The following is a 25659-nucleotide window of genomic DNA, read 5'->3' as shown; positions in this document are numbered from 1 at the left end:
GTCCGGGGTCGCCGGGGCGGGCCTGCACCACTCGTCCTCCGTCCGGTCGTCGGTGTGCGTCGAGCCCGGCCGCCGGGGGCCGAGGCTCCTTGCCATGCTAGACGGGCAGGGGCTCCCCGCGTCCGGTGCGCGCCCGGCTCCGGGCCCCGGTGAGGGCCCGTGCCCCGGCGGTCACGAGCGCCCGATCCGGCGCAGCACCGGGGCGGCGAGCGTGCGCAGCTCGTGCACGCGGAGCAGCACCAGCACGCCGACGTAGACGCCCGACATCACGACGGCGCCGAGGACGCAGGCGAGCACGGCCCGCCCCCAGGTGTCCACGGGTCCGAGCAGCGCGAGCACGCCGAGGCCGGCGCCGGCCGCGAGCACCCCGCCGGCCGCCGCCTTGGCGTGCAGGACCAGGACGCGGCGCCCGTCGAAGCCGCCGAGCCGCCGGTGCACGGACACCAGCGCGACGCCGGCGCCGACGGCGTAGGACACCGCCATGGAGAGGCAGGCGGCGGCGACCCAGTACCGGTCGTCGAGGGTGGCGCGCCCGAGCTCCGTGCCGCCGACGACCACGGCGGCCATGAGCACCTGCACGGGCACCATGGACCGGGCGTCCTCGTAGGCGTAGTACACGCGCTGGCAGAGCGACCAGATGCCGAAGGCGACGAGGCCGAGCACGAGCGCGACCACGGTGGTCGCGAGCGCGTGGACCTGCTGGTCCGGCGTCCGGGGGAACAGCGCCCGGCCCAGCGGGTACGCGAGCACCGCGATGCCCGTCGTGGCGAGCACGGTGAACACGCCGACCGTGCGCAGGCCCAGCGACAGGTCGGACCGGACGGCCGCGGTGTCGCCGGCCGCGGCCCGGCCGGACAGCCGGGTGAACAGCGCGGTCGCGAGCGACACCGTGACCAGGGAGTGCGGCAGCATGAAGATGAGGAACGCGCGGTCGTAGACCGCGTTGCCCGCGGCGCCCGGCGTCGCGACCGAGCTCGCGACCACGCTGATCCGCCAGACGCCGACCTGGCCGACGAGCAGCCCGAGGAACGTCCACGTCGCCACCCGGCCCGCGTTGCCCAGGCCGGAGCCGCGCAGCCCCCACCGGGGTCGGTACCGGAACCCGCTGCGGTACAGCGGTACCAGCAGCACGAGCGCCTGCACCACGATCCCCAGCGTGGCGGCGCCGCCGAGCAGCGCGGTCTGGCCGGCCGTCCAGTCGCCGACCTCGGCGCCGTCGGTGCTGCGGCCGAACACCTGGGCCAGCAGCAGCAGCCCGGCGATGAACACGACGTTGTTGACGACGGGCGCCCACATGTACGGGCCGAACGAGCCGCGGGCGTTGAGCACCTGCCCCAGCAGGGAGTACAGCCCGTAGAAGAACACCTGGGGGATGCACCAGAACGCGAGCGCGGTCGCGAACCGGGTGACCTCCGGGTCCGGGAACGAGGAGTAGAACGCGACGAACAGCGGCGCGGCGGCGGTGAGCACGACGGTGAGCCCGCCGAGCAGCACGATGCCCACGGTGAGCAGCCGGTCGACGTAGTGCTGCCCGTCGGCGCGCTGGTACGCGCGGACCACCTGCGGCACCAGCACCGCGTTCAGCACGCCGCCCGCGATCAGCAGGTAGAGCGTGTTCGGCAGCTTGTTGGCGACGGAGAACGCGTTCGCCACCTCGCCGGTGACCCCGATCGCCCAGCCCAGCAGGGCCGTGTTGACGACGCCGAGCACGCGGGAGGCGGCCGTGCCGGACGCCATGACGAGCGAGGAGCGGCGCAGGCCCGGGGTGCGGGTGGCGGTGGCGCCGGCCGGCGCGCCCGGCCCGGCGTCCGTGCCGGCGCCGGCCGTCGCGCCCGCGGCGGTGCCGTCCGGGTCCGGTGCGCCCGCGTCGGGGGCGGGGGAGGTCATGGGTGGTCCTGTCGTGAGGGTGGTGCGTCGCCCGGGCGGGCCGCGGGCGACGGCTCGGGGTCGCCACCGGCGGTGCCGTCGGCGTCCCGGACGACCCGTGCGCCGCGGCGGGCGGTCTGCCCGCGGCGCACGGTGCGCCAGATGCCGAACGCGAGGGCCAGCGCCAGCAGCACGCCGACGACGACGCCGCCGACGCTCTCGATCGTCGGGGCCACCCGCGCGGAGAACTCCTGCGGCGTGGCGAGCTGGCGCCCGGTCTCGGACACGAGGGAGACGTCGACCGTCACGTCGCAGTTCGCGCTCGCGCGCAGGGTCATCGTCACCGTGGTGTCGGCGTTCGGCGCGACCTCGGTCACGGGCGAGCGCGCGGTGTCCAGGCAGGCCTTCTGCGGGCGGAGCTCGACCCGGACCCGGGCCGGCTGGTCGAGCCTGCTGCGCACGGCGACGCTGATCTGCGCGGAGCTGGAGATGACGGTGAACTGCTCGTTGAGCACCACCTCGAGCCCGGACTGCCGGCGCTGGGACTCGGCGATCGCGTCGTTGATGGCGGCCGCGCGGCCGTCCGGGTCCGCGCGCCAGGCGACGGCCAGGGGCGCCACGAGGTCGGCGTCCAGGCCCGTCAGCAGCGCGGCCGGGTCGGGGACCACGGCGGCGAACTCGCTCGCGGACCGCCACTGGGCCGCGAGCGCGTTCACCCACGCGGGCGTCAGCTCGGCGTCCGAGCGCTGCGACGCCGGCAGCGCGGCGCGCTCGGCCCCGTCCCCGTCCGCGCGGCCCGCCGCGTGCGCGGTGAGCATCTCGGCGACCGTGGTGGTCTCGACCCAGGGTGCCGACCCGAGGGCGGCGAGCTGCGCCTGGGTGACCGCCGCCGAGGGCTGCCAGTCACGCGGTGTCGTGGCGAGGACGTACGTGCTGCGCGCGTCGTCGGACCGCGCGAGCACGGCCGTCTCGGCGAGCACCCGCTGCGCCGCCGTGGCCGCGGTGACGCCGGGCTGGGAGGTCGCGGGGTCGGACAGCAGCTCCGAGAGCGTCGGGTCCGGGACCAGCGCGGTGACGGAGCCGGCCGTGGTGCCGACCGTCGTGGGCGAGCCGGGCTGCTCGGAGTCCTCGGCCGGCATGGCGTCCGGTCCGACCACCAGCGGCGTGCCGGGGTCGGACTGCGCGGCGCGGGCCGCGGTGACCAGGTCCGGCACGTCGTCCGCGGTCCAGAGCACGGGATCGGCGTCCGCCCACAGGTCCGCACCGGCCTGCGACGTGACGCCACGGGCCAGCGCGAGCAGGTCGGCCGTCCCGTCCGCGGCGCCGGCGTGCGCGACCGCGGCCAGGTCGGGGTCGGCCCAGGGCAGGCGCAGCACCTCGCGGTCCGCGGCGGCGCCGGTCAGCGCGGACAGCCACGCCTGGTCCGCTCGCGAGCCGGTGGCGGCGCTGTCCACCAGCGCCGGGTCGACCGCCCAGGAGACGAACGGGTGCTCCCCGGTCGCCTGGAGCAGCTTGCTGAGCCGCCCGCCCGCGGCGGTGAGCGCCGCGAGCCGGTCGTCGGTACCCGCGCCGTCGTCGCCGCTGCCCGTGGCGCCCTCGCCCCCGGTCGGGGTCGGCGTCGGGGTGGGCGCGGCGCCGTCGGCCGTGCCGTCGGCGCCCTCGTCGTCGAGCGACGGGTCGGTCGCGGGCCCGACCACCGCGGAGAGCACGCCGACCTGCGCGGTCGGCAGGTCGGTCGCGGAGTTCCAGATCAGGTAGGAGCGGTCGAGCCCCACCCGGGTGCGGCCGTCGCCGACGTCGAGGGTGAGGCCTCGCGGGCCCCAGGCGTCGTCGGTGCGCAGCAGCCCGATGTCCGCCGCGGGCACCGTCACCTGGACGGTGGCGCTCGCACCGGGCTCGAGCGGCGCGTCCAGCTCGGTCGTCGCTGCGACGTCCCCGATGGGGCTGGCGTCGCCGGCGTCGGCCCACGCGGCCACCTGCTCGCGGGTGGACATCCGGTAGCGGTAGACGCGGACGGACGCGCGCGGGGACTCGACGACCTCGTCGCCGTCGTTGCGCAGCGTCGCCGTGACCGTCAGGTCGTCGCCGGGCCGGAGAACCTGGGGCGCGACCGCGGTGATCGCGACGGAGACCGGCAGGTCGTCGGTGGACGGGGCGGCCGGGACGACGGGGGCCGCGGCGGCGGGCCCGGCGGCGGGGAGCGGGGTGGCCGGCGCGGCGCCGAGCGCGGGCGCCCCCGAGAGCGCGACCACGCAGGCGGCCAGGACCGCCGCCGTGACCGCCCGTGCGCGCCCCGCCGTGCCGCGCAGCCTCATGCCTCGCCGACGAGGACCACGTGGGCGGCCTCGGCCAGTCGTCGCTCGTTGGGGTACGCGAGCCGCCCCGGCAGGTCCACCACCGGTACCCACGCCACGTCCTCCGCCTCGCCGTCCGGATCACCCTCGACGGTCAGCTCGCCGCCGACCGCCCCGAGGAGATAGTGGTGCACCATCTTGTGCACGCGTCGGTCGTCCCCGGTGAACCAGTAGTCGATGACCCCGAGGCGCCGCACGATGCGGCCGACGATGCCCGTCTCCTCGGCGATCTCGCGGACGGCGGCCTGCTCCGGCGTCTCCTCGCCCTCCAGGTGCCCCTTGGGCAGGCACCACTCGAGCCGGCCGGCCCGGTTGCGGCGCGCGATCACGGCGGCGACGTGCAGCCCGGCGTCCAGGCGCACCACGAGGCCGCCCGCGGAGGTCTCCTCCACGACGGGCAGGTGCGGGTGCCGCGGCCGGGTCGCGCGGGGGTCGATCCGCAGCGCGTGACCGCCCGGCGGCGCGGGGACGCCCTGCGGGGGCAGGGCGCGCGCGGGCTCGGGCATGCAGGCCACTGTAACGACTCCGTCACGGCCCCCGGACGGACTCGGCGTGGAGGACCTGTGCGTGCCGAGCGGCGGCGGAGCCGCTGCGGGACCGCGGCGCGACCGCCGCGGGACCGTCGGGCGGCGGTGCGCGCGGGGGCGGGGACCCGGCACCGGGACCCCCGACGGGGCGGGGTGCCGCGCCGATCTGGCAGGCTTGGTCGTCGTGCCGTCCGACGACCTGAGCCCCCGTACCGCGCCCGACGAGTCCCCGGGCGCGGCGGGCGCGCCCGCGCCCGTGGGCGCGGGGACCGGCGTCGACGCCGAGGCGCTGCTCGCCCTGCAGAAGCGCGCGCTCGGCGTGATCGCGGGGCTGGCCCCCGCGGCCCTCGAGCTCGGCGACCTGTTCCGCGCGGCCGGCCACGAGCTGGCCCTGGTCGGCGGGCCGGTGCGCGACGCCTTCCTCGGCCGGCCGAGCGCCGACCTCGACTTCACGACGTCCGCCACACCCGACGAGACCGAGCGGATCCTCGCCGCGTGGGGCGACGCGCACTGGGACATCGGACGGGCGTTCGGCACCATCGGCGCGCGGCGGCACGGGCGCCGGGGCACCGAGGACGTCGTGGTCGAGGTGACCACCTACCGGACCGACGCGTACGACCCGTCCTCCCGCAAGCCCGAGGTGGCGTTTGGCGACTCGCTCGAGGGCGACCTGTCCCGCCGCGACTTCACCGTGAACTCCATGGCCATCCGGCTCCCGGACCTCACCTTCGTCGACCCGTTCGACGGCCTGCGGGACCTGGCGCGCGGGGTCCTGCGCACCCCGGTCGACCCGCGCCAGTCGTTCGACGACGACCCGCTGCGCATGATGCGGGCCGCCCGGTTCGCCGCGCAGCTCGGGTTCCACGTGGAACCGGCGACGCTCGCGGCCGCGACGGACATGGCGGACCGGGTGGCGATCGTGTCGGCCGAGCGGGTGCGTGACGAGCTGGTCAAGCTGCTGCTGTCCCGGCAGCCTCGACCGGGTCTGCGCGTGCTCGTCGACACCGGCCTGGCGCAGCAGGTGCTGCCCGAGCTGCCCGCCCTGCGGCTCGAGATCGACGAGCACCACCGGCACAAGGACGTCTACGAGCACTCGCTGACGGTGCTCGACAAGGCCATCGCGCTGGAGACGGGTCCCGACGGCGCCGTGCCCGGGCCGGACCTCGTGCTGCGGCTGGCGGCGCTGCTGCACGACATCGGCAAGCCCGCGACCCGCCGGTTCGAGTCGGGCGGCGGCGTCTCGTTCCACCACCACGAGGTCGTGGGCGCCAAGCTCGTCGCCAAGCGGCTGCGGGCCCTGCACTTCGACAAGGCGACGGTCCAGGCCGTCGCGCGGCTGACCGAGCTGCACCTGCGGTTCCACGGGTACGGCGAGGGCACCTGGACGGACTCGGCGGTCCGCCGGTACGTCACCGACGCCGGCCCGCTGCTGGAGCGGCTGCACCGGCTGACCCGGTCCGACTGCACCACCCGGAACGTGCGCAAGGCCCGCCGGCTGTCCGAGGCGTACGACGACCTGGAGGAGCGGATCGCGCGGCTCGCGGAGGCGGAGGAGCTGGCGTCGATCCGGCCCGACCTCGACGGCACGCAGATCATGGCGGCTCTCGGCATCGCGCCCGGCCGCGAGGTGGGCGAGGCGTACAAGCACCTGCTCGAGCTGCGCATGGAGCACGGTCCGCTGGGGGAGGAGCGCGCCCGCGCGGAGCTCGCGTCCTGGTGGGCGACCCGCCAGGGCTGACGCGCGCCCGTGCGCGTGCGCGGGACGGGGCGCGAGCGGGGTCAGGCGGGGACCGGGACCTCGGCGGGCTCCGTGGCGCGGGTGCGGTAGACCAGCGCGGTCGCCAGGTAGCCCGCGGCGATCAGCGCGAACACGGCGGGGGACCACCCGGTGTCCGGCAGCGCCACCGCGGCCAGCGCCGCCGCGCCCACGAACGCCGCGTTGAACAGCACGTCGTAGAGCGCGAAGGCGCGGCCGCGGAACGCGTCGGCCGTGTCGCGCTGCACGATCGTGTCGACGGCGATCTTCGCGCCCTGCGCCGCCAGGCCCAGGACCAGCGACCCCGCGAGGACCGCCGGGTAGGCGACCGTGAAGACGAGCAGCACCTGGGTCGCCGCCGCGAGGAGCAGGCAGACCGTGATCCAGCCGTGCGGCCCGATGAGCGGCGACACCACCGGCGTCACGACGATGGCCAGCGCGAACCCGACGCCGGTGACCGCCGCCACCGTGCCGAAGGTGACCAGGCCGGCGCGCGCGTCGGCGGGGTCGGAGAGCAGGTTGCGGGAGATGAGCAGGCTCGCGATGAACACGGCCCCGTAGAGGAACCGGTGCACCGCCATCACCCCGAGCGCGCGGGCGGGGGTGCCGCGGCGCACCAGGTAGCGGGCGCCGTCGACGAGGCCGCGGGCCAGCGTCCCGAGGGCCTGGCGGAGCTCGGCGGCGTCGGCCCGGACGTCGGGCCCCAGCCGGTCCTTGCCGAGCCGCGTGGCCAGGAGCGACGCGACGGTCATCAGCACGGCCGCGGCCAGGAGCGAGGCGACGTCCTGGGTCCCGCCGTCGGGCAGCGCGAGGCTCAGCAGGAACCCGATACCCCAGCCGACCCCGGAGGACACGGTCCCGAGCGTCGGGGTGATCGAGTTCGCGGTGAGCAGCAGTGGACCGGCCACGACGCGCGGTTGGGAGGCCGACAGGGCCGACAGCAGGAAGCGGTTGACCGACAGCGTCGCCAGCGCCAGGACGTACACGGCGGGCCCGACGCCGGCCGTCGCCATGACGAGCGCGACGACGATCGTCAGCCCGGCGCGGACCAGGTTGCCCACCAGCAGCACCTGCCGCCGGCGCCAGCGGTCGAGCAGGACTCCCGCCCACGGCCCGACCACCGTGAACGGCAGCAGCAGCACGGCGAACGCGGCGGCGACGCCGGTGGCGGTCGTAGCGTTCTCCGGCGAGAAGAAGAAGAGCGTGGCCAGGCCAGCCTGGAACAGGCCGTCCGAGCACTGGCTGACCAGGCGGACCGTGAGCAGCCGCCGGAAGTCCACCAGGGGCCACAGCTGCTTCAGATCGGAGACCACCTGCACCCCGACAGGCTAGCGGTGCCCCCGCCTACACTCGGCGGACCCCCGGAACCGAGGAGACGCATGACCACCGACCCCCAGGACGCCGCCCCGCTGCCGGAGGGCTGGCACCTCATCCCGCCGGAGACGCTCGGCACGCCGGGCATCGCGTTCGCGGCGGCGCACGAGACGCCGGACGCCGGCTTCACCGCCAACGTCACGGTGGGGGTCCAGCGGTCGGCGGACCCCGGCCTCGTGGTGGCGCTCGGCGCCGAGGCGGTCCGGGCGATCGAGGCGACCGAGCAGGACGTCGTGGTGGCGCGCCGCGAGCAGCGCGGCGACGCCGCCGTCGCGCAGGAGGTGCACTTCACCACGACCGTCGACGGCGGGGCGGTGCCGATGACGCAGGTGCAGGAGTTCGTGGCGGTCCCGGTCGGGGACGGCGGCCCCGACCGGGTGTGGACGGTGTCCGCCACCGCGACCCGGGCGCAGGCCGAGGCGCTCGCGGACGGGCTCGCGACGCTGCTCGACCAGCTGCGCGCGGAGATCGCGGGGGGCTGAGGCACGCGGAAGGGCCCGGCACCGTGTGGTGCCGGGCCCTTCCGCGTGGTCACCCTGCGAGCAGCGCGCCGTCCTGGAGGATCAGCGCTCGATCCTGCGGTCGCGCTGATCCTGCGTTCGGGATCAGCGCTCGATCCTGCGGTCGCGCTGATCCTGCGTTCCGCTACGGGCGGGTCACTCGCTGCGCTCGCGCCCCACCCTCCGCTGCACTCCGGATCAGCGCTCGATCTCGCCGCGGATGAACTTCTCCACGAGCTCCCGGCCGTGCTGGTCCTCGTGCTGGACCGGCGGGGACTTCATGAAGTAGGTCGACGCCGACAGGATCGGGCCGCCGACGCCGCGGTCCAGCGCGATCTTCGCGGCGCGGACGGCGTCGATGATGATGCCGGCCGAGTTCGGGGAGTCCCAGACCTCGAGCTTGTACTCGAGGTTCAGGGGCACCTCGCCGAACGCGCGACCCTCGAGGCGGACGTAGGCCCACTTGCGGTCGTCGAGCCAGGCGACGTAGTCCGACGGGCCGATGTGGACGTTGCGGTCGTCCTTCTTGCCGGCCAGCGGGCCGTCCTCGAGGTTCGAGGTGACGGCCTGCGTCTTCGAGATCTTCTTGGACTCCAGGCGCTCGCGCTCGAGCATGTTCTTGAAGTCCATGTTGCCGCCGACGTTCAGCTGGTACGTGCGGTCCAGGATGACGCCGCGGTCCTCGAACAGGCGGGCGAGCACGCGGTGCGTGATGGTCGCGCCGACCTGGGACTTGATGTCGTCGCCGACGATCGGCACGCCGGCCGCCTCGAACTTCGCCGCCCACTCGGGGTCGGAGGCGATGAACACCGGGAGCGCGTTGACGAAGGCCACGCCCGCGTCGATCGCGGCCTGGGCGTAGAACTTGTCGGCCTCCTCGGAGCCCACCGGCAGGTAGGAGACGAGGACGTCCACCTTCGCGTCCTTGAGCGCCTGGACGACGTCGACCGGCTCCGCGTCGGACACCTCGATCGTCTGCGCGTAGTACTTGCCGATGCCGTCGAGGGTCGGGCCGCGCTGGACGGTCACGCCGAGCGGGGGGACGTCGGCGATCTTGATGGTGTTGTTCTCGGACGCGACGATCGCCTCCGACAGGTCGAAGCCGACCTTCTTGGCGTCGACGTCGAACGCCAGGACGAACTCCAGGTCGGAGACGTGGTAGTCGCCGAACTGCACGTGCATGAGGCCCGGGACCTTGGTGCTCGGGTCGGCGTCGGCGTAGTAGTGCACGCCCTGGACAAGCGACGAGGCGCAGTTGCCCACGCCCGCGATCGCAACGCGGATGGCGGTCATCCTCGCTCCTTCTGAGGGGGTTGTGCCGCGACGATGGAGTCATCCTCGACAGCGTTCGTGCGGGGGTCGGCCGGCCGGCCGGCACCCCGGGGACGGGCGCCGCGGTTGCTGCGCTCGTGGTCGATGAGGTCGTCGAGCCAGCGGACCTCGCGCTCGACCTGCTCGAGCCCGTGGCGCTGGAGCTCGAGGGTGTACTCGTCCATGCGGACGCGGGTGCGGGACACGGAGTCCTTGATCAGCTCCAGCCGCTCGGTCATCCGGGTGCGCCGGCCCTCGAGGATCCGCAGCCGGGTCTCGGCGTCGGTCTGCCCGAAGAACGCGAACCGGAAGCCGAAGTTCTCGTCCTCCCAGGCGGCGGGCCCGGAGGACGCCAGCACGTGCTGGAACTGCTCCTTGCCCTCCGCGGTCAGCTGGTAGACGATCCGGGCGCGCTTGCCGGCGAGGCCGTGCGCGGGGGCCTGCTGCGGGTCGGACCCCGCGATGAGGCCGCGCGCGACCAGCGACTTGAGCGCCGGGTACAGCGAGCCGTACGACAGCGCGCGGAACGAGCCGAGCAGCAGGTTGAGCCGCTTGCGCAGCTCGTACCCGTGCATCGGGGAGTCGTGGAGCAGGCCGAGGATGGCCGACTCGAGCACGTCCGAACGTCCGCGCACCGTGGCCTCCCTTCCGGCTGTCCGCATCGCGATGTATCGAGTTGATACATCGGGGAGGGTAGGACGAACCGGGTGATCCGGGCAACACCCGGGCGTCGACCGGCGTGGCGCGCGCGGTCCCCGGCGGTTCGTCGCGCAGGTCACGTGCTCGCGGGGGGTGCGGCTGCCAGGATGCTCATCGGGCCGGGAAGCCGGGCGGGGGGCCTCGTGGCGATCGTGTGGAGGTCGCCGGGAGGGGTCGCCCGCCCGCGGGCGGGCCACGGACGCTCGCGCATACTGATCCGGGCCCGGACGGCTCCCTGCCCCCGGCCCTCCCCCCAGCAGTCCACAGGAAGGCAGTGCCTTGGCAGGCTCGAACCGACGGTCCTCGGCGGCCGCCGCTCGCGGTGCCGCCGCGTCCGGCGGACGGCGGCGGATCATCGACTACCCCCGGCGGGGCTACCGCGGTCTGCACCGCTGGCTGCCGTCGTGGCGGTTCGTCGTCGGCGCCGTCACCGGCTTCGTCTTCCTGTGCCTGGGGCTCGCGGTCGCGGCGTACGCGCTCACCGACGTGCCGGCCCCCGACGAGTTCGCGGAGGAGCAGGCGTCCACCGTCTACTTCGCCGACGGCACCACGGAGATCGGGACGTACCCCGGTCCGAACCGCACCCTCGTGGACTACGAGACGCTGCCCGCCCACGTCGGCGAGGCCGTGGTGTCCTCCGAGGACCGGACGTTCTTCGAGAACTCCGGCGTCTCGATCACCGGCATGGCGCGCGCGTTCTGGAACAACGTCCGGGGCGGGGCGACGCAGGGCGGCTCGACGCTGACCCAGCAGTACGTCGAGCGCTACTACGTCGGCGAGACCACGGTCAGCTACGTCGGCAAGGCCAAGGAGGCCCTGCTGGCGATCAAGATCGCGCAGTCCGAGACCAAGGAGCAGATCCTCGGCCGGTACCTCAACACGATCTACTTCGGCCGCGGCGCGTACGGCATCGAGGCCGCCGCCCAGGCGTACTTCGGCAAGCCCGCCGCCGAGCTGTCCGTCTCCGAGGCCGCGCTGCTGTCCGGCATCATCCCGTCGCCCGGCAACTGGGACCCGGCGGTCAGCCCGGACAAGGCCGAGCAGCGCTGGAACGGCGTGCTCGACGGCATGGTCCGGGACGGCTACCTGACCCAGGCCGACCGGGACGCCCAGACGTTCCCGCCGACGATCGAGTACACCCAGAGCGACCGGCTCGGCGGCACGAACGGCTACCTGCTGAACTACGTGAAGCAGGAGCTCGTCGCGACCGGGACCATCACCGAGGACATGCTCGAGCGGCGCGGCCTCAAGATCACCACGACGATCGAGCCGCAGGTCCAGCAGGACGCGGTCGACTCGGTGGTCAAGCTGCTCGACCAGGACGACGACATGTACGAGCACGCCAACGGCGAGATCCCCTCGCCCAACCTCAAGGTCGGCGTGGTCTCGATCGACCCCGCGACGGGCGGCATCGTGTCGATGTACGGCGGTCGCGACTTCCTGGCGGACCAGGTCAACCGCGCCACCCGCGGCACCCAGCAGGCCGGCTCGACGTTCAAGCCGTTCACGCTGATCGCCGGGCTGGAGAACGGCGTCCCGCTCACGAAGTCCTACCCGGGGTACTCCCCGCAGGAGTTCGGGGACTGGAAGGTCAACAACTTCGGCTTCGAGGACTTCGGCACCATCGACCTGGTCAAGGCGACCGAGCAGTCCGTGAACACCGTGTACGCCCAGCTGAACCTCGAGGTCGGCCCGGAGAAGACCGCCGAGGTCGCCCAGCGCGCCGGCGTGAAGTCGCCCGTCAACAGCCAGCCGTCGAACGTGCTCGGCACCGACGCGGTCACCACGCTCGACATGGCCTCGGCGTACGCGACGATCGCCGCCCAGGGCGTCTACCACAAGCCGTACATGGTCGCGCAGGCCACCTACCCCGACGGCGACGTGGCCTACTCCGGCCAGACGCAGCCGGTCCAGCAGTTCGAGGCCGACGTGATGGCCGACACCACCTACGCGATGACCCAGGTGGTCGAGAAGGGCTCCGGCCGGGCCTACGTCAACCCGCTCGACCGCCCGATCGCCGGCAAGACCGGCACCTCGAACGACAACAAGTCGGCGTGGTTCGTGGGCTTCACCCCGCAGATCGCCACCGCGGTGTCCCTCAGCCAGGTCGGCGACAACGGCAGCGACCCCGTCACGATCACCCCGTGGGGTGAGGACGCGTCCGGCCGGTCGCTGACGATCAACGACCGCGGCATCACGGGCGCGACCTGGCCAGCCGCGGTCTGGGCCGACTACATGGGCAAGGTCTTCCAGGTCGAGAAGTACGCCCCGGTGGTCGACTTCCCCGAGCGCGCCAACGTGAACCGCGCCGCGGCGCCGACGTCCACGCCCACCACGCAGGCCCCCGTCGAGACCCAGGCGCCGGAGCCGGAGCAGCCGACGACGGTCGCGGTGCCGTCCGGGCTCACCGGGCAGCTCTCCGGCGACGCCCAGGCCGCGCTGCAGAACGCGGGCCTCGTGCCCTCGGTCGTCGAGGAGTTCAACGCGGCGGCCGCCGGCACCGTCCTCGGCGCGAGCCCCGGCGAGGGATCGCAGGTGCCCCCCGGGTCCACCGTGACCCTGCGGGTGTCGAAGGGGCCGCAGCCGCAGCCCCAGCCGACGCAGCAGCCGACCCAGGGCGCCGGCCAGGCCGGCAACAACGGGCAGGGCGGCAACAACCAGGCCAACCCCGCCCCGGGCACCGGCGGCTGAGCCGCAGGCACCCGGACCCGCACCGTCCACGCGGTCGGGCGGCCCCGCGGGGTCGTCCGACCGGGTAGACTGGTGCGCTGCTGTGCCCACCCGACCGTCGCCATCGACACCACGGGCCCGGGGGCAGCGACGCAACGACACCCTCCTGCCACGGAACGACCGTGGCCGCCGAGACCAGAGGAGGTGGGTATGAGCCTGCGTCAGTACGAGATCATGATCATCCTCGACCCCAGCATCGACGAGCGCACCGTCGCCCCGTCGCTCGACAAGTACCTGTCGGTCGTCAAGACCGACGGCGGCTCCGTCGACAACGTGGACATCTGGGGCCGTCGCCGCCTGGCGTACGACATCAAGAAGAAGTCCGAGGGCATCTACGCCGTCGTCGACTTCTCCTCGACGTCGGACACCGCCAAGGAGCTGGACCGTCAGCTGGGCCTGAACGAGGTCGTCCTGCGCACGAAGGTCCTCCGCAAGGAGTCCTGACGCGTCAGACCGCGCGCGTACCGTGCGGGACACCCCTTCGACGAGCATCGACGAGAACGAGGAGCAGGCATGGCTGGTGACACCACCATCACGGTGATCGGGAACCTGACCGCCGACCCGGAGCTGCGGTTCACGCCGTCCGGCGCCGCGGTCGCGAACTTCACCGTGGCGTCCACGCCGCGCACGTTCGACCGCCAGAGCAACGAGTGGAAGGACGGCGACACGCTGTTCCTCCGCTGCTCGATCTGGCGGGAGGCGGCGGAGAACGTCGCCGAGTCGCTCACCAAGGGCACCCGCGTGATCGTCAGCGGCCGCCTCGTCCAGCGGTCCTACGAGACCCGTGAGGGCGAGAAGCGCACCGTCTACGAGCTGCAGGTCGACGAGGTCGGCCCCTCGCTCCGCTACGCCTCGGCCAAGGTCACCCGGACCCAGCGGTCCGGTGGAGGCGGCGGTGGGTTCGGCGGCGGCGGTGGCGGCGGCTTCAACGGCGGTGGCGGCGGTGGCGGGTTCAACGGCGGCGGCCAGTCCGCGCAGCAGGACGACCCGTGGGCCACGCCCGCGGGCGGCGGCGGCGCGGGCGGCTACTCCGACGAGCCCCCGTTCTGATCGAGCACCGCTGACCGCCAGGTCGGCACCGGCGCGACGCGCGCCATCACGAACATCCCATCCCGGGGCATGGCAACGCCCCGGGCTCCGTACGTAGAACAAGGAGCACCACGATGGCCAAGGCCGTTGTCCGGAAGCCCAAGAAGAAGCAGAACCCGCTCAAGGCGGCGAAGATCGAGTCGGTCGACTACAAGGACACCGCCCTGCTGCGGAAGTTCATCTCCGACCGCGGGAAGATCCGCGCCCGCCGCGTGACCGGCGTGTCCGTCCAGGAGCAGCGCGCGATCGCGCGGGCCGTGAAGAACGCCCGCGAGATGGCGCTCCTGCCGTACTCGTCGTCGGCTCGCTGAGAAGGAGCAACAAGATGGCCAAGCTCATCCTGACCCACGAGGTCACGGGCCTCGGCGCTCCCGGCGACGTCGTCGACGTCAAGGACGGGTACGCCCGCAACTACCTCGTCCCGCGTGGTCTCGCGACCGCGTGGAGCAAGGGCGCGGAGAAGGAGATCACGGCGATCCGCCGTGCTCGCAAGACCCGCGAGATCGCGACCCTCGACGAGGCGCGCGCCGTGCGCGACTCGCTGCAGGGCAACCCGGTCACCGTCGCGGCGAAGTCCGGCGACGCCGGCCGCCTGTTCGGTGCGGTCACGACCGCCGAGATCGCCGAGGCCGTCAAGGCCGCCGGCGGCCCGTCGATCGACCGCCGCAAGATCGAGGTCGCGCAGCCGATCAAGGCGACCGGCGAGTACGCGGTGCAGGTCCGCCTGCACCCGGAGGTCTCCGCGAAGCTGACCGTCAAGGTCGTCGCGGCCTGACGCCACGCGCCAGCGCGCACCGCGCCCCCGTCCCGATCCCCGGGACGGGGGCGCGGTCGTCTCCGGGGGTGCGGGCGGCCCGGTGCGCCTCGCGCGTGACGTGCCGGAGATCCGTCGCACGGCCGAGGCGCCCGGGTCCCGGGTCGGCCTACCGTCGAGGCATGTCGGACGAGCGCGCACCCGCCCCGCCGGACGAGCCGGGCGGTCCCGGGTCCGTGCCCCCGCGGGAGCCGGCGGAGGACCCGGCCGGCGGCCGAGCCGCCTACCTGCCCATCGGGATCGTGTTCCTCGTGCTCGGCCTGTCCGGGCTGCTCAACGACTCGATGCGGTACGCGGCGTTCGCGTTCTTCCCGGTCGGCGTGGTGTTCCTCGTCCTCGCGATGCAGGGCAGCTCCGACGAGACGGCCGACCAGGAGGCGCCGCCGCGCGCGCCCTCGGCGGACGACGACGGGCCGCCGCGGGCCTGATCTCGGCCGCGGCCTGCCCGGCGGTCCCGCGGCGCCGGCCGTCGCGCGCCCCGACCCCTGGCAGCGCCCGGTCGGAACCCTCAGGCCCCGGTGACCATCCAGGTGTCCCGACGGGCGCGCAGGCCCGTCGTGACCGCGCGCGAGAGCATGAACACCCCGGCGAACGCCGCCCACAGCCACGCCAGCCCCGCCCAGCCGTCGGGCGCCCAGGCGCGCACCGCCAGCGCGAACGGCGCGTAGACCACGAGCGTCACCATGCCCGCCGCGGCGAGGAACCGGCCGTCGCCGGCCCCGATCAGCACCCCGTCCAGCACGAACACCCAGCCGGCCATCGGCATGAGCACCGCGGCGACCGCCAGGCTCAGGGTCACCGCGTGCCGCACGTCGGGGTCCGACGTGAACAGGGCGGACAGCCACCACCCGAGACCGCCGGTGACGACGCCGAGCACCGCGCCGGCGCCGACGCCCCAGGCCAGCGTGCGGCGGAGCAGCGCGCGCACCAGCCCGGTGTCCCCGGCACCGAGGGCGTGGCCGATGAGCGCCTGCGCCGCGATCGCCAGGGCGTCCAGCGCGAAGGCCACGAAGCCCCAGATCGCGTTGACGACCTGGTGGCCCGCCAGCGCGACCGGTCCGAGCCCCGTGGCGACCCACACGGTCAGCAGGATCGCCGCGCGCAGCGAGAGCGTGCGGAGCAGCAGCGGGGTGCCGGTCCGGACGCCCGCGAGGATGCCGCCCGGCGCGGGCCGCAGCGACGCCCCGGCGGCCCGCGCACCGCGCACGACGACCACCGTCAGCACGACCCCCATGCCCACCTGCGTCGCGGCGGTGCCCGCGCCCGAGCCGGCGATGCCGAGGTGCAGGCCGTAGACGAGCACGAGGTTGAGCACCGCGTTGACGGCGGCACCGACACCGGCGACCACCAGAGGGGTCTTCGTGTTCTGCAGGCCTCGCAGAGCGCCCGTGGCCGCCAGCACGACCAGCATCCCCGGCAGGCCGGGCGCCGACGCCCGCAGGTAGAGCACCGCCTGGTCCGCCACCTCGCCCGTCGCGCCGAGCGCGCCGACGGCCCACGGGGCGACGAGCACCGCGACCGCCGCCAGCAGCACGCCGAGCCCGGCCGCGAGCCACAGGCCGTCCACGCCGACCTGGAGCGCTCCCGACCGGTCACCGGCCCCCAGCCGCCGGGCGACCACCGCCGTCGTGGCGTACGCGAGGAACACGCACAGGCCGACGACGGTCACCAGGAGGGTCGAGGCGAGCGAGAGCCCGGCGAGCTCCGTGGTGCCGAGCCGCCCGACGATCGCCGAGTCCACCAGCACGAACAGCGGCTCGGCGACCAGCGCGCCGAGCGCGGGCACCGCGAGACCGAGGATCTGGCGGTCGACGGTGGACGGCATCTGTCCGAGGCGTGAAATGGCGGCCAACAACTTCTCCGTCCACATGGGTTCACGGTGTTTGCGCCGGTGAGAACGCCCTGCTCAGAGGCGTGCCCGGCTTCATCCACACCTGTGTCCACGACCTGTGGACATCTCGCGGCGTGCGTCCACAGCCTTCCACAACGTCGTCCCCACCCCCTGTGGACGTCTCGCTCGACGGACGGTCCCCGCGGGCCCTAGCCTCGCGTCGGCGCGCGCACCGGACACGGTCGCCCGCCCTCCCCGGACGTGTGGGTGGGCGGTGCTAGAACGGGTGTTCGACGGCAGTCGCCGGGGGACGAGCGAAGGTGGGGCGGGCAGCAGCGTGACGATCGAGGAGCTCGAGTACGGAGCCCCCGCGGGGCAGGGCCGCGCGGCGTTCGACCGGACCCCGCCGCAGGACCTCGACGCCGAGCAGAGCGTGCTCGGCGGCATGATGATCTCGAAGGACGCCATCGCGGACGTCGTCGAGGAGATCCGCGGCAGCGACTTCTACCGCCCGGCCCACGAGGCGATCTACGACGCGATCCTCGACCTGTACGGCCGCGGCGAGCCCGCCGACGCCGTCACCGTCGCGGACGAGCTCACCAAGCGCGGCGAGATCGGCCGCGTCGGCGGGGTGCCCTACCTGCACACCCTCATCTCCATGGTGCCCACCGCGGCGAACGCCGGGTACTACGCCCGCATCGTCCGGGAGCGCGCCGTGCTGCGCCGCCTGGTCGAGGCCGGCACCCGCATCGTCCAGCTCGGCTACGCGACCGACGGCGGCGACGTCGAGGAGATCGTCAACAACGCCCAGGCCGAGGTGTACGCGGTCAGCGACCGCCGCACCACCGAGGACTACCACCGCCTCGGTGAGGTCGTCGCCGGCACCCTGGACGAGATCGAGTCCGCCGGCCACCGCGGCGAGGGCATGGTCGGCGTGCCGACCGGGTTCGCCGACCTCGACCGGCTGACCAACGGCCTGCACCCCGGCCAGATGATCGTCATCGCCGCCCGGCCCGCCATCGGCAAGTCGACCCTCGCGCTCGACTTCGCGCGCGCCGCGTCGATCAAGCACCAGCAGGCGTCGGTCGTCTTCTCGCTCGAGATGAGCCGCTCCGAGATCACCATGCGCCTGCTGTCCGCCGAGGCGCGCGTGCCCCTGCAGAAGATGCGCAACGGCACCATGGGCGACGACGACTGGCAGAAGCTCGCGCAGATCCAGGGCAAGCTCACCGAGGCCCCGCTGTTCATCGACGACTCGCCCAACATGTCGCTCATGGAGATCCGCGCGAAGTGCCGGCGGCTCAAGCAGAAGCACGACCTCAAGCTCGTGATCATCGACTACCTGCAGCTGATGTCGTCCGGCAAGCGCGTCGAGTCCCGCCAGCAGGAGGTCTCCGAGTTCTCGCGTGCGCTCAAGCTGCTCGCCAAGGAGCTCGAGGTCCCCGTCATCGCCCTGTCGCAGCTGAACCGTGGCCCGGAGCAGCGCACCGACAAGAAGCCCGCGATGTCCGACCTGCGTGAGTCCGGGTCCATCGAGCAGGACGCCGACATGGTGATCCTCCTGCACCGCGAGGACGCCTACGAGCGGGAGTCCCCGCGCGCGGGCGAGGCGGACCTGATCGTGGCCAAGCACCGCAACGGCCCGACCGACGTGATCACCGTGGCGTTCCAGGGGCACTACTCGCGGTTCGTGGACATGCAGGCCTGACAACGGACCGTCGGCTGCCGCGACGTCGAGCGCACGGAGCGGGAGGGACGCGGTCGGCGCGGGTTGTGTACAGGCGTACACATAGGTTGTACGTTCGTACCCCTCAGCCCGACCACGCGCCACCGAACCCGGAGACCTCCCCACCGTGTACTCGCTCCTCCTGGCGGTCATCTACGTCGCCTTCGTCAGCCTCGGGCTCCCCGACTCCCTCATCGGGGCCGGCTGGCCGGTCATGCACCGGGACCTCGGCGTCCCGGAGGCCTCCGCCGGCATCGTGACGATGATCATCGCCGGTGGCACGATCCTGTCCAGCCTCGGGTCGGAGCGCGTCACGCGCCGGTTCGGCGCCGGCGTCGTCACGGCGGTCAGCGTGGGGATGACCGCCGCCGCGCTGGTCGGGTTCTCGGTCTCCGGCTCGTTCTGGATGCTCTGCCTGTGGGCCGTCCCGTACGGGCTCGGCGCCGGTGCCGTCGACGCCGCGCTGAACAACTACGTGGCGCTGCACTACGCCGCGCGGCACATGAACTGGCTGCACAGCTTCTGGGGCCTGGGCGCGTCGATCAGCCCGTTCATCATGAGCTACGCCCTGACCTCCGGCCTCGGGTGGTCCAGCGCCTACCGGATCGTCGGCGTCGTCCAGGTCGTGCTCACGATCGCTTTGGTCGTGAGCCTGCCGCTGTGGGGCAGGGTGAACCCGCGCGTCCCGTCCGGACCCTCCGGCGCGGGCGACGACGCCCCGGGTGGCGAGACCGGGGCGGACCCCCGGGGCGGTGGCCACGTCCCGCTCGCGCACGCGCTGCGGATCCCGGGCGTGGTGCTGATCCTGGTCGCGTTCTTCGCCTACTGCGCGCTCGAGAGCACCTCGATCCTGTGGGCGTCGACGTTCCTCGTCGCCGACCGCGGCGTCGCCCCGGCGACGGCGGCCGCGTTCGCGTCGCTGTTCCTGCTGGGCATCACCGGGGGCCGGTTCCTCGCCGGGTTCTTCGCCGACCGGGTCGGCGACCGCCAGCTGATCCGGGGCGGCTTCCTGACGGTCGCCCTCGGCGTCGGCATGATCGCGGTCCCGCTGCAGGGCGACCTGCTCGTCCTGATCGGGCTCGTGGTCACGGGCCTCGGGTGCGCCCCGATCTACCCGGCGATCATCCACTCCACGCCGGTCAGCTTCGGCCGGCGCAGCTCGCAGGCCATCATCGGCATCCAGATGGCGGCGGCGTACACCGGCTCGACCCTCGCGCCGCCGCTGTTCGGCGTGCTCGCCGCCTGGACGGGGATGTGGATCTTCCCGCTGTTCCTGGGGGTGCTGGTCGTGCTCGGGCTGGTCATGTCCGAGCGGCTCAACCGGCTCGTCGGGCGCCGGGCACCGGTCGACCCGGTCGCCGCGGGGTCCTGAGCCGGGCGACCAGCCGCAGGTCGCCGCCCGGCGGCCGCGCGGCCCCGCTCTGCGCGCCCCGGCGCCGGCGCCTACCGTCGGCAGGGTCGTCCGAGCGGAGGAGCAGCATGCGCGTCGTCGTCATCGGGGGCAGCGGCCACATCGGCTCGTTCCTCGTCCCCCGCCTGGTGCGGGCCGGCCACGAGGTGGTCACGGTCAGCCGCGGGACGTCCCGGCCGTACGTCGACGCGCCGGAGTGGCGGCAGGTCGAGCGGGTCGTCGCCGACCGGGAGCAGGAGGACCGCGCCGGGACGTTCCCCGACCGGGTGCTGGCGCTCCGCCCGGACGTCGTGATCGACCTGGTGTGCTTCACCCTGGAGTCGGCGACCCGGCTGGTCGAGCGCCTGCGCGGGCAGGTCGGCCAGCTGGTGTTCTGCGGGTCCATCTGGCGGTCCGGGCCGAGCCGCACGCTGCCGGTGTCGGAGCGCACCGCGACTGCGCCGCTGGGCGAGTACGGCGTCCAGAAGGACGCGATCGCGCGGATGCTCGCCGCGGAGACGGCCGCCGGCGGCCTGGTCACCACGTCGCTGCACCCCGGCCACATCAGCGGGCCCGGGTGGGCGCCGATCGGCCCGACGGGCAATCTCGATCCCGCGGTGTGGTGGACCCTGTCGGCGGGGGAACCGCTGCGCGTGCCCGGGATCGGCGCGGAGGCGATGGCCCACGTGCACGCCGACGACGTGGCCCAGGCGTTCGAGCGCGCCGTCGCGCACCGGCAGGCTGCTGCGGGACAGGACTTCTTCGTGACGGCGGCGGACGCGTTGACGGTCCGCGGCTACGCCGAGCTGGCCGCCTCGTGGTTCGGGCGGGCCGCGACGCTGGAGCCGGTGACCTGGGACGCGTTCCGGGCCACCGTGAGCCCCGAGCACGGCGAGCAGAGCTGGGAGCACCTGGTCCGCAGCCACGTGTTCACGATCGAGAAGGCGGAGCGGCTGCTCGGCTACCGGCCGCGGTACACCGCCGGGGAGACGGTGCTCGACGCCGTGCGGTGGCTGGTGGACCGGGGGAGCGTCGAGGTGGCGGCGCCGATGGTGGTCTGAGCGCGCGGACGCCGCCGGCCCGGACCCGGTCGGCCAGGTCCGGACCGGCGGCGCCACCTGCGCCCTGCCTGCTACTCGATGTCCGAGAACAGGCCGGTGATCGTCACCCCGCTGCCGATGAGCCCGCCGAAGACCTGCTGGGCAGCCGGCGTCGTGACCGCGGCGCTGGCGTCCTCGTAGCTCGCGAAGTAGAGGTCGAGGGTCCGGTAGGCGGGCGTGGCGGTCCCGTCCTCCTTCGGCCAGACCTTCGCCGACTCCAGCCGCTCCAGTCCGGGGAGGGTGGCAGCGGCGCGCCGGACGTCCGCGTACACCGGCTCGAACGCGGCCGGATCGGCGGGGTTGTCGATGATGATGGTGATCTTGGTGGGCATGTCGTCTCCTGGGTGTGATCGCGGTGCGGCTCCCGGGCGCTCGTGCGCCCGGGAGGTCGTGCGGTTCAGGCCGGCTGCCGGGTGGCGGTGTCGCGCCCGGCGGCCTCGAGCAGACGGAGCCAGATCTCGCTCATCGTCGGGTACGCGGGGACTGCGTGCCAGAGCCGGTGCAGCGGCACCTCGGCGGCGACGGCGATCGTCGCCGCGTGCAGCAGCTCGCCGACGTCGGGGCCGACGGCGGTGAAGCCGAGGAGCGTGTGCGACTGCTCGTCGATCACCATGCCGGCGCGGCCGCGGTAGCCGTCGGCGTGCAGCGCGGCGCCGGCGACGGCGCCCAGGTCGTACTCGACGGACCGCACCCGGCGGCCGGTGGCCTCCGCCGCGCGGGCGGTGAGCCCGACCGTGGCGATCTCCGGGTCCGAGAAGATGACCTGCGGGACCGCGTGGTCGTCCGCGGTCGGCACGTGGCGGCCCCACGGTGCGGCGTCCACCGCCCCGCCGGTGGCCCGCGCGACGATGACGTCGCCGACGGCCCGCGCCTGGTACTTGCCCTGGTGCGTCAGCAGCACGCGCCGGTTGACGTCGCCGGCCGCGTAGAGCCAGCCGTCGTCCAGCAGCGCGCCGTCGGCGCCGAGCACCCGGAGCGTGTCGTCCACGGCGGGCCAGCTGCCCGCGGCCAGTCCGACGCGCTCCAGACCGAGGTCGCCGGTCCTCGGCGCACGGCCGGTCGCGACGAGGACCTCGTCGGCCTCGATCAGGCCGCCGTCCTCGAGCCTGATGCGCACCGTGCCGCCGGCGTCGCGGTCGACGCGCGCCGGGCTGCCGCCGAGCCGGAGGTCCACGCCGGACGCCAGCAGCGCCTCGACGACTGCCGCCGACGCGTAGGCCTCCACGCCCGGGAGCACGCCGTCGCGGGCGACGAGGGTGACGGCGGCGCCGAGCGCCCGGTACGCGGTCGCCATCTCCGTGCCGACCACGCCACCACCGATGATGGCGAGGCGGTCGGGGACGGTCGATGACGACGCCGCGTCGCGGCTGGTCCATGGGCGCGCGTCCGCGAGGCCCGGGATCGGCGGCACCGCGGGGCTCGTCCCGGTGGCGAGCACGACCGCGTGGCGGGCCGAGAGCGTCGACACGCGTCCGTCGGGGTCGGTCACGGAGACGGTCCGCCGGCCGGTGAGCCGCCCGTGGCCGCGCACGAGCGTGATGCCCGCCCCGGCCAGCCAGTCCACCTGCCCGTCGTCCCGGTACTCCGACGCGAACCGGTCGCGGCGGCGCAGGACGGCGGCGACGTCCAGCTCGCCGGTCACGGCGGCGCCGGCTCCCGGGAGGTGGCGCACGGCGCGCAGGGCGGCCGCGTCCCGCAGGAGGGCCTTCGTCGGCATGCAGGCCCAGTAGGAGCACTCGCCGCCGACCAGCTCGGACTCGACGACGGCCGCGGTGAGGCCGCCCTGGGTCACCCGGTCGGCGACGTTCTCCCCGACGGGGCCGGCGCCGATGACGACGACGTCGAACTCCGCGGCGCTCACCGAGCCACCCCGCCCGCGACGCCCCGCAGGCGCAGCGCCGACACGAGGAAGAAGATGCCGCCGAGAACCGCGTACCCGGAGATCCCGGTGACGGAGGAGGCGGCGCCGCTCGAGGCGAGGAAGCCGCCGCCGGCCAGCACGGAGATCCCCCCGCTCAGGATCATCGCCCACTGGCCACCGAGGGCGCGGCGGCTCAGGCCGACGATCAGCTGCACCAGACCCGCGGTGATCGCCCAGAGGCCCCAGACCAGCAGCACGTCGCCCGGTCCGGTTCCGACGGCGACGACGAGGCCGATCGCCGCCGCGAGGCTCAGGAGCATGTTGACGACCAGGAGCGCCGACGGGCGCCCGTCCCGGGTCGAGCGGCGGTCGACCACGGCGGCGGCCAGGTCGACCAGCGGGTAGAGCACCAGCAGCGTGCCGGTGAGCGGGCCGAGCCTCCCGGTGCCGTCGAGGGCGGTCGTGCTCAGGACGAGGAGGACGGCCCAGGCGACGGCGAAACCGAACCGGGCGAGGTAGAGCCGGCGCAGGGCGCCGGCGGTGGTGCGGACATCAGTCGCGAGCACGGACTGATCCCTTCTGCGAGGAGGACGTGGGTGCGAAGTGCGCGGCTCGCGACGGGCGCCTCGTCGGAGTCGAAGTAGAATGACTAGTAACTCTACTTCGAACGTAAGACATCTCCTCGCCGAGAGCAAGCCCCGTCCCTGGGGACGTCCCGGTCGCGCCGCACCGCGCCGGACCGGTGGCCGGCGGACGTAGAATCAACGGTCATTCACGTCAGGAGGCGACCGTGGTCGAGAAGGTGCCCAACCCGATGCGCCAGCGACTGCTCGTCGCGGCGACCGAGCTGTTCTACGCCGAGGGCCTGCGGGCGGTCAGCGTCGAGCGGGTGGTCGAGCGCGCGCAGACCACGAAGGTGACCTTCTACCGGCACTTCGCGACCAAGGACGACCTCGTCGTCGCCTACCTCCGGGGCCTCGCCGACCAGGAGGAGGGGGCCATGCGCGCCGCGATCACCGAGGCGGGGGCCGTCCCGGACCGCGCGCTGGCGCTCCTGGCGCAGCAGCTCGCGTCGGTGGCGTGCGGCGCGGGGTTCCGCGGGTGCCCGTTCATCAACGCCGCCGCCGAGTACCCGGACGCGGCCAGCGCCGTCCGCCGGACGGTCGACGAGCACCGGGACCGGTGCCGCGCCGTCCTCGAGGAGATGGTCCGGCCCCTGGACCTGGCGGACCCCCGCGGCGCGGCCGCCGATCTCATGCTGCTCCGGGACGGCGTGATGGTGGGTGGGTACCTCGACCACCGCGACGACCTCGCGGAGTCGTTCCTCCGCAGCAGCCGGGCGGTGACCGCCTCCCGGACGCCGTCGACGCCCGTCCGCTAGCGACAGGCGCGTCGCCGCCGTCGGGGCACGGCGAGCGAACCCGACCCGGCCCCGGGGTGCTCCCCGGGACCGGGCCGACGGTGGGATCTCAGTGGCGCCGGCGACGCCGCGAGACCGCCTCCAGCGCGACACCGGTCGTGCCGGCCAGGCCGGCGACCAGAGCGGTCGCCGCCGCACCGGCACCCGTGACGGCGAGCGCCGGGGTCCTGGCACGCGCCGCGGCGGCCGGGACGGTGTGAGCAGGAACGGTCGCCACGGCGGGGACCGCGGTGCTGGCCGGCACCTCGACCGCGGGGGTCGCGGGCTGCGCCGGCAGGGTCGGCTCGTACGGCGCCGACGGCTCGCCGGGCTCGGTCGGGTCGCCGGGCTCGGTCGGGTCGCTCGGGTCCGTCGGCTCGGTCGGGTCCGTCGGCTTGCTCGGGTCCGTCGGGTCGCCCGGGACGCAGTACTCCCAGCCCTTCTCGTCGACCCCGCCACGACCGGAGTTGTCCTCGCCGAAGTGGTAGTTGTACCCGTTGGACTCGGTCCAGGCGATGCACATGCCCGGCTCGAGGCCGAAGTAGGACCACGGCACGACGGTCGCGCCGATCAGCTCGCGGTGGATGTCGACGCTCAGGTTGCTCGCGCCGGGGACGTTGATGTTCACGTACCCGTTGGCGGGGATCGGGTCGCGGAAGTGCAGGCCGTCGCTCTGCCACCAGAACGGGCGCTCGTACCCGTCGTCCTGGTACCCGTCGGTCACGGGGGTGCCCTGGGCGCTCGGCCCGCCCGCCAGGTCGCAGGTGGCGCATCCGGTCGTCGCGGCGTCCTCGGGGGCGACCAGGCCCTCGGGCAGGGTCGACGGGGTGACGGCCTCGGGCTCGTCGGCATCGCCGGGGGTGTCGACCGCCTCGGCCTCGACGGACTCGGTGGGGGTCTCGGCGGCCTCGGTCCCGGCCTCGACGGCGTCGCTCCCGACGGTCTCGCTCCCGGCCGTCCCGCCCGCGGCCGGCGCGTCGGCCGCCTCGACGGCGTCCGCCGGGGCGTTGGCCTCGACGCTGATGACGGGGGTGTCGGCGGAGATGGGCTCCTCGACCGGGGGCGCCGCGGTGGGAGCCAGCAGCAGCGCCACGGCGGCGGCTGCGGGCACGGCGGTGGTGGACATGGTTCCTCCTCGCGGATCGGGTGGGGCGTCGCGGGGGTGTCCGCCCCACCGGGGCGTCGCGAACCGCTCGCGCGGCCGCGGTGACGCCTCCATGCGACGTCCGCGGCGCCCTCGCACAGCCGCGGCGGGACGAGGTGGAGCACCCCCGGGGGCGCGGTGGAGCACCCGGGTCGGCGGCGCTGAGCAGGGGCGGGACGGGCCTGAGC

The 25659-nt window shown here is 74.4% G+C and carries 23 protein-coding genes; 12 read left to right on the top strand and 11 right to left on the bottom strand.

Going from position 1 to position 25659, the window contains the following annotated elements:
- Positions 1-171 precede the first annotated feature (171 nt).
- From murJ to MHY85_RS11230, 3 genes are read right to left on the bottom strand one after another with little or no spacing between them, the layout of a single operon-like run.
- On the bottom strand, positions 172-1887 hold the full coding sequence (gene murJ / locus MHY85_RS11240) for a murein biosynthesis integral membrane protein MurJ (RefSeq protein ID WP_239196339.1): 1716 nt from the start codon (positions 1885-1887) through the stop codon (positions 172-174).
- On the bottom strand, positions 1884-4181 hold the full coding sequence (locus MHY85_RS11235; protein ID WP_239196337.1) for a DUF6049 family protein: 2298 nt from the start codon (positions 4179-4181) through the stop codon (positions 1884-1886). Before MHY85_RS11235 ends, murJ begins: the two co-directional genes overlap by 4 nt.
- Positions 4178-4726, bottom strand: a complete 549-nt coding sequence (locus MHY85_RS11230) for an NUDIX hydrolase (RefSeq protein WP_154727845.1) — start codon at positions 4724-4726, stop codon at positions 4178-4180. The genes MHY85_RS11235 and MHY85_RS11230 overlap by 4 nt, the downstream gene beginning before the upstream one ends.
- A gap of 319 nt (positions 4727-5045) precedes the next feature.
- Here MHY85_RS11230 and MHY85_RS11225 point away from each other — a divergent pair, with 319 nt between their 5' ends.
- Positions 5046-6485 carry a CCA tRNA nucleotidyltransferase gene (locus MHY85_RS11225; RefSeq protein WP_374233462.1) on the top strand — a complete coding sequence of 480 codons (1440 nt, stop codon included), beginning with the start codon at positions 5046-5048 and terminating at the stop codon, positions 6483-6485.
- Positions 6486-6526: 41 nt separating this feature from the next.
- On the opposite strand, the gene MHY85_RS11220 is transcribed toward MHY85_RS11225, so the two are convergent.
- On the bottom strand, positions 6527-7822 hold the full coding sequence (locus MHY85_RS11220; RefSeq protein ID WP_239196335.1) for an MFS transporter: 1296 nt from the start codon (positions 7820-7822) through the stop codon (positions 6527-6529).
- Positions 7823-7882: 60 nt separating this feature from the next.
- Here MHY85_RS11220 and MHY85_RS11215 point away from each other — a divergent pair, with 60 nt between their 5' ends.
- A complete protein-coding gene (locus tag MHY85_RS11215; protein ID WP_239196333.1) occupies positions 7883-8359 on the top strand; it encodes a hypothetical protein in 477 nt (158 codons plus the stop codon).
- A gap of 216 nt (positions 8360-8575) precedes the next feature.
- Here MHY85_RS11215 and MHY85_RS11210 read toward each other — a convergent pair whose 3' ends face one another.
- Complete coding sequence (locus MHY85_RS11210) at positions 8576-9670, bottom strand: inositol-3-phosphate synthase (RefSeq protein WP_239196331.1); 1095 nt, start codon at positions 9668-9670, stop codon at positions 8576-8578.
- Positions 9667-10323 (bottom strand): PadR family transcriptional regulator, encoded by a 657-nt coding sequence (locus MHY85_RS11205; protein ID WP_158371076.1) that lies wholly within the window; start codon positions 10321-10323, stop codon positions 9667-9669. Before MHY85_RS11205 ends, MHY85_RS11210 begins: the two co-directional genes overlap by 4 nt.
- A 343-nt stretch (positions 10324-10666) precedes the next feature.
- Here MHY85_RS11205 and MHY85_RS11200 point away from each other — a divergent pair, with 343 nt between their 5' ends.
- The 6 genes from MHY85_RS11200 (at position 10667) to MHY85_RS11175 (ending at position 15448) form a co-directional block, all read left to right on the top strand.
- On the top strand, positions 10667-13078 hold the full coding sequence (locus MHY85_RS11200; RefSeq protein ID WP_239196329.1) for a transglycosylase domain-containing protein: 2412 nt from the start codon (positions 10667-10669) through the stop codon (positions 13076-13078).
- 189 nt (positions 13079-13267) lie between these two features.
- Positions 13268-13561, top strand: coding sequence for a 30S ribosomal protein S6 (rpsF, locus tag MHY85_RS11195; protein WP_147795064.1), 294 nt, complete (start codon positions 13268-13270; stop codon positions 13559-13561).
- 69 nt (positions 13562-13630) lie between these two features.
- Positions 13631-14167, top strand: coding sequence for a single-stranded DNA-binding protein (locus tag MHY85_RS11190; RefSeq protein ID WP_239196327.1), 537 nt, complete (start codon positions 13631-13633; stop codon positions 14165-14167).
- Positions 14168-14280: 113 nt separating this feature from the next.
- A complete protein-coding gene (gene rpsR, locus MHY85_RS11185) occupies positions 14281-14517 on the top strand; it encodes a 30S ribosomal protein S18 (protein ID WP_013772910.1) in 237 nt (78 codons plus the stop codon).
- 14 nt (positions 14518-14531) lie between these two features.
- Positions 14532-14981 carry a 50S ribosomal protein L9 gene (gene rplI, locus MHY85_RS11180; RefSeq protein ID WP_239196325.1) on the top strand — a complete coding sequence of 150 codons (450 nt, stop codon included), beginning with the start codon at positions 14532-14534 and terminating at the stop codon, positions 14979-14981.
- A 161-nt stretch (positions 14982-15142) separates the two neighbouring features.
- The gene (locus MHY85_RS11175) at positions 15143-15448 is read left to right on the top strand and encodes a hypothetical protein (RefSeq protein WP_239196323.1); all 306 of its coding nucleotides are present in this window, start codon (positions 15143-15145) and stop codon (positions 15446-15448) included.
- A gap of 80 nt (positions 15449-15528) precedes the next feature.
- Here MHY85_RS11175 and MHY85_RS11170 read toward each other — a convergent pair whose 3' ends face one another.
- On the bottom strand, positions 15529-16845 hold the full coding sequence (locus MHY85_RS11170) for an MATE family efflux transporter (protein WP_239196321.1): 1317 nt from the start codon (positions 16843-16845) through the stop codon (positions 15529-15531).
- A 343-nt stretch (positions 16846-17188) separates the two neighbouring features.
- Here MHY85_RS11170 and dnaB point away from each other — a divergent pair, with 343 nt between their 5' ends.
- The 3 genes from dnaB to MHY85_RS11155 all read left to right on the top strand — a co-directional run bounded on the left by dnaB (position 17189) and on the right by MHY85_RS11155 (position 21028).
- Positions 17189-18559 (top strand): replicative DNA helicase, encoded by a 1371-nt coding sequence (dnaB, locus tag MHY85_RS11165; protein WP_239196319.1) that lies wholly within the window; start codon positions 17189-17191, stop codon positions 18557-18559.
- A 145-nt stretch (positions 18560-18704) separates the two neighbouring features.
- Positions 18705-19949 (top strand): sugar MFS transporter, encoded by a 1245-nt coding sequence (locus tag MHY85_RS11160; protein WP_239196317.1) that lies wholly within the window; start codon positions 18705-18707, stop codon positions 19947-19949.
- A 107-nt stretch (positions 19950-20056) separates the two neighbouring features.
- Positions 20057-21028 (top strand): NAD(P)-dependent oxidoreductase, encoded by a 972-nt coding sequence (locus tag MHY85_RS11155; protein ID WP_239196315.1) that lies wholly within the window; start codon positions 20057-20059, stop codon positions 21026-21028.
- A 71-nt stretch (positions 21029-21099) separates the two neighbouring features.
- Here MHY85_RS11155 and MHY85_RS11150 read toward each other — a convergent pair whose 3' ends face one another.
- The 3 genes from MHY85_RS11150 to MHY85_RS11140 all read right to left on the bottom strand — a co-directional run bounded on the left by MHY85_RS11150 (position 21100) and on the right by MHY85_RS11140 (position 23494).
- Complete coding sequence (locus MHY85_RS11150) at positions 21100-21399, bottom strand: EthD family reductase (RefSeq protein WP_239196313.1); 300 nt, start codon at positions 21397-21399, stop codon at positions 21100-21102.
- A gap of 65 nt (positions 21400-21464) precedes the next feature.
- Positions 21465-22928 carry an NAD(P)/FAD-dependent oxidoreductase gene (locus MHY85_RS11145; RefSeq protein WP_239196311.1) on the bottom strand — a complete coding sequence of 488 codons (1464 nt, stop codon included), beginning with the start codon at positions 22926-22928 and terminating at the stop codon, positions 21465-21467.
- The gene (locus MHY85_RS11140) at positions 22925-23494 is read right to left on the bottom strand and encodes a hypothetical protein (protein WP_239196309.1); all 570 of its coding nucleotides are present in this window, start codon (positions 23492-23494) and stop codon (positions 22925-22927) included. The genes MHY85_RS11145 and MHY85_RS11140 overlap by 4 nt, the downstream gene beginning before the upstream one ends.
- Positions 23495-23718: 224 nt before the next feature.
- Here MHY85_RS11140 and MHY85_RS11135 point away from each other — a divergent pair, with 224 nt between their 5' ends.
- Entirely contained in the window at positions 23719-24309 is a 591-nt protein-coding gene (locus MHY85_RS11135) for a TetR/AcrR family transcriptional regulator (protein ID WP_239196307.1), read from the top strand.
- An 88-nt stretch (positions 24310-24397) separates the two neighbouring features.
- Here the strand turns inward: MHY85_RS11135 and MHY85_RS11130 are convergent, their stop codons facing one another.
- Entirely contained in the window at positions 24398-25453 is a 1056-nt protein-coding gene (locus MHY85_RS11130) for a hypothetical protein (protein WP_239196343.1), read from the bottom strand.
- Between the last annotated feature and the right edge of the window lie 206 nt (positions 25454-25659).

Source organism: Cellulomonas sp. ACRRI (genome assembly GCF_022346185.1).
Lineage (GTDB): Bacteria > Actinomycetota > Actinomycetes > Actinomycetales > Cellulomonadaceae > Cellulomonas.
The sequence above is the reverse complement of the archived record's forward strand: the minus strand, read 5'-3'. Positions and strand labels throughout refer to the sequence as shown.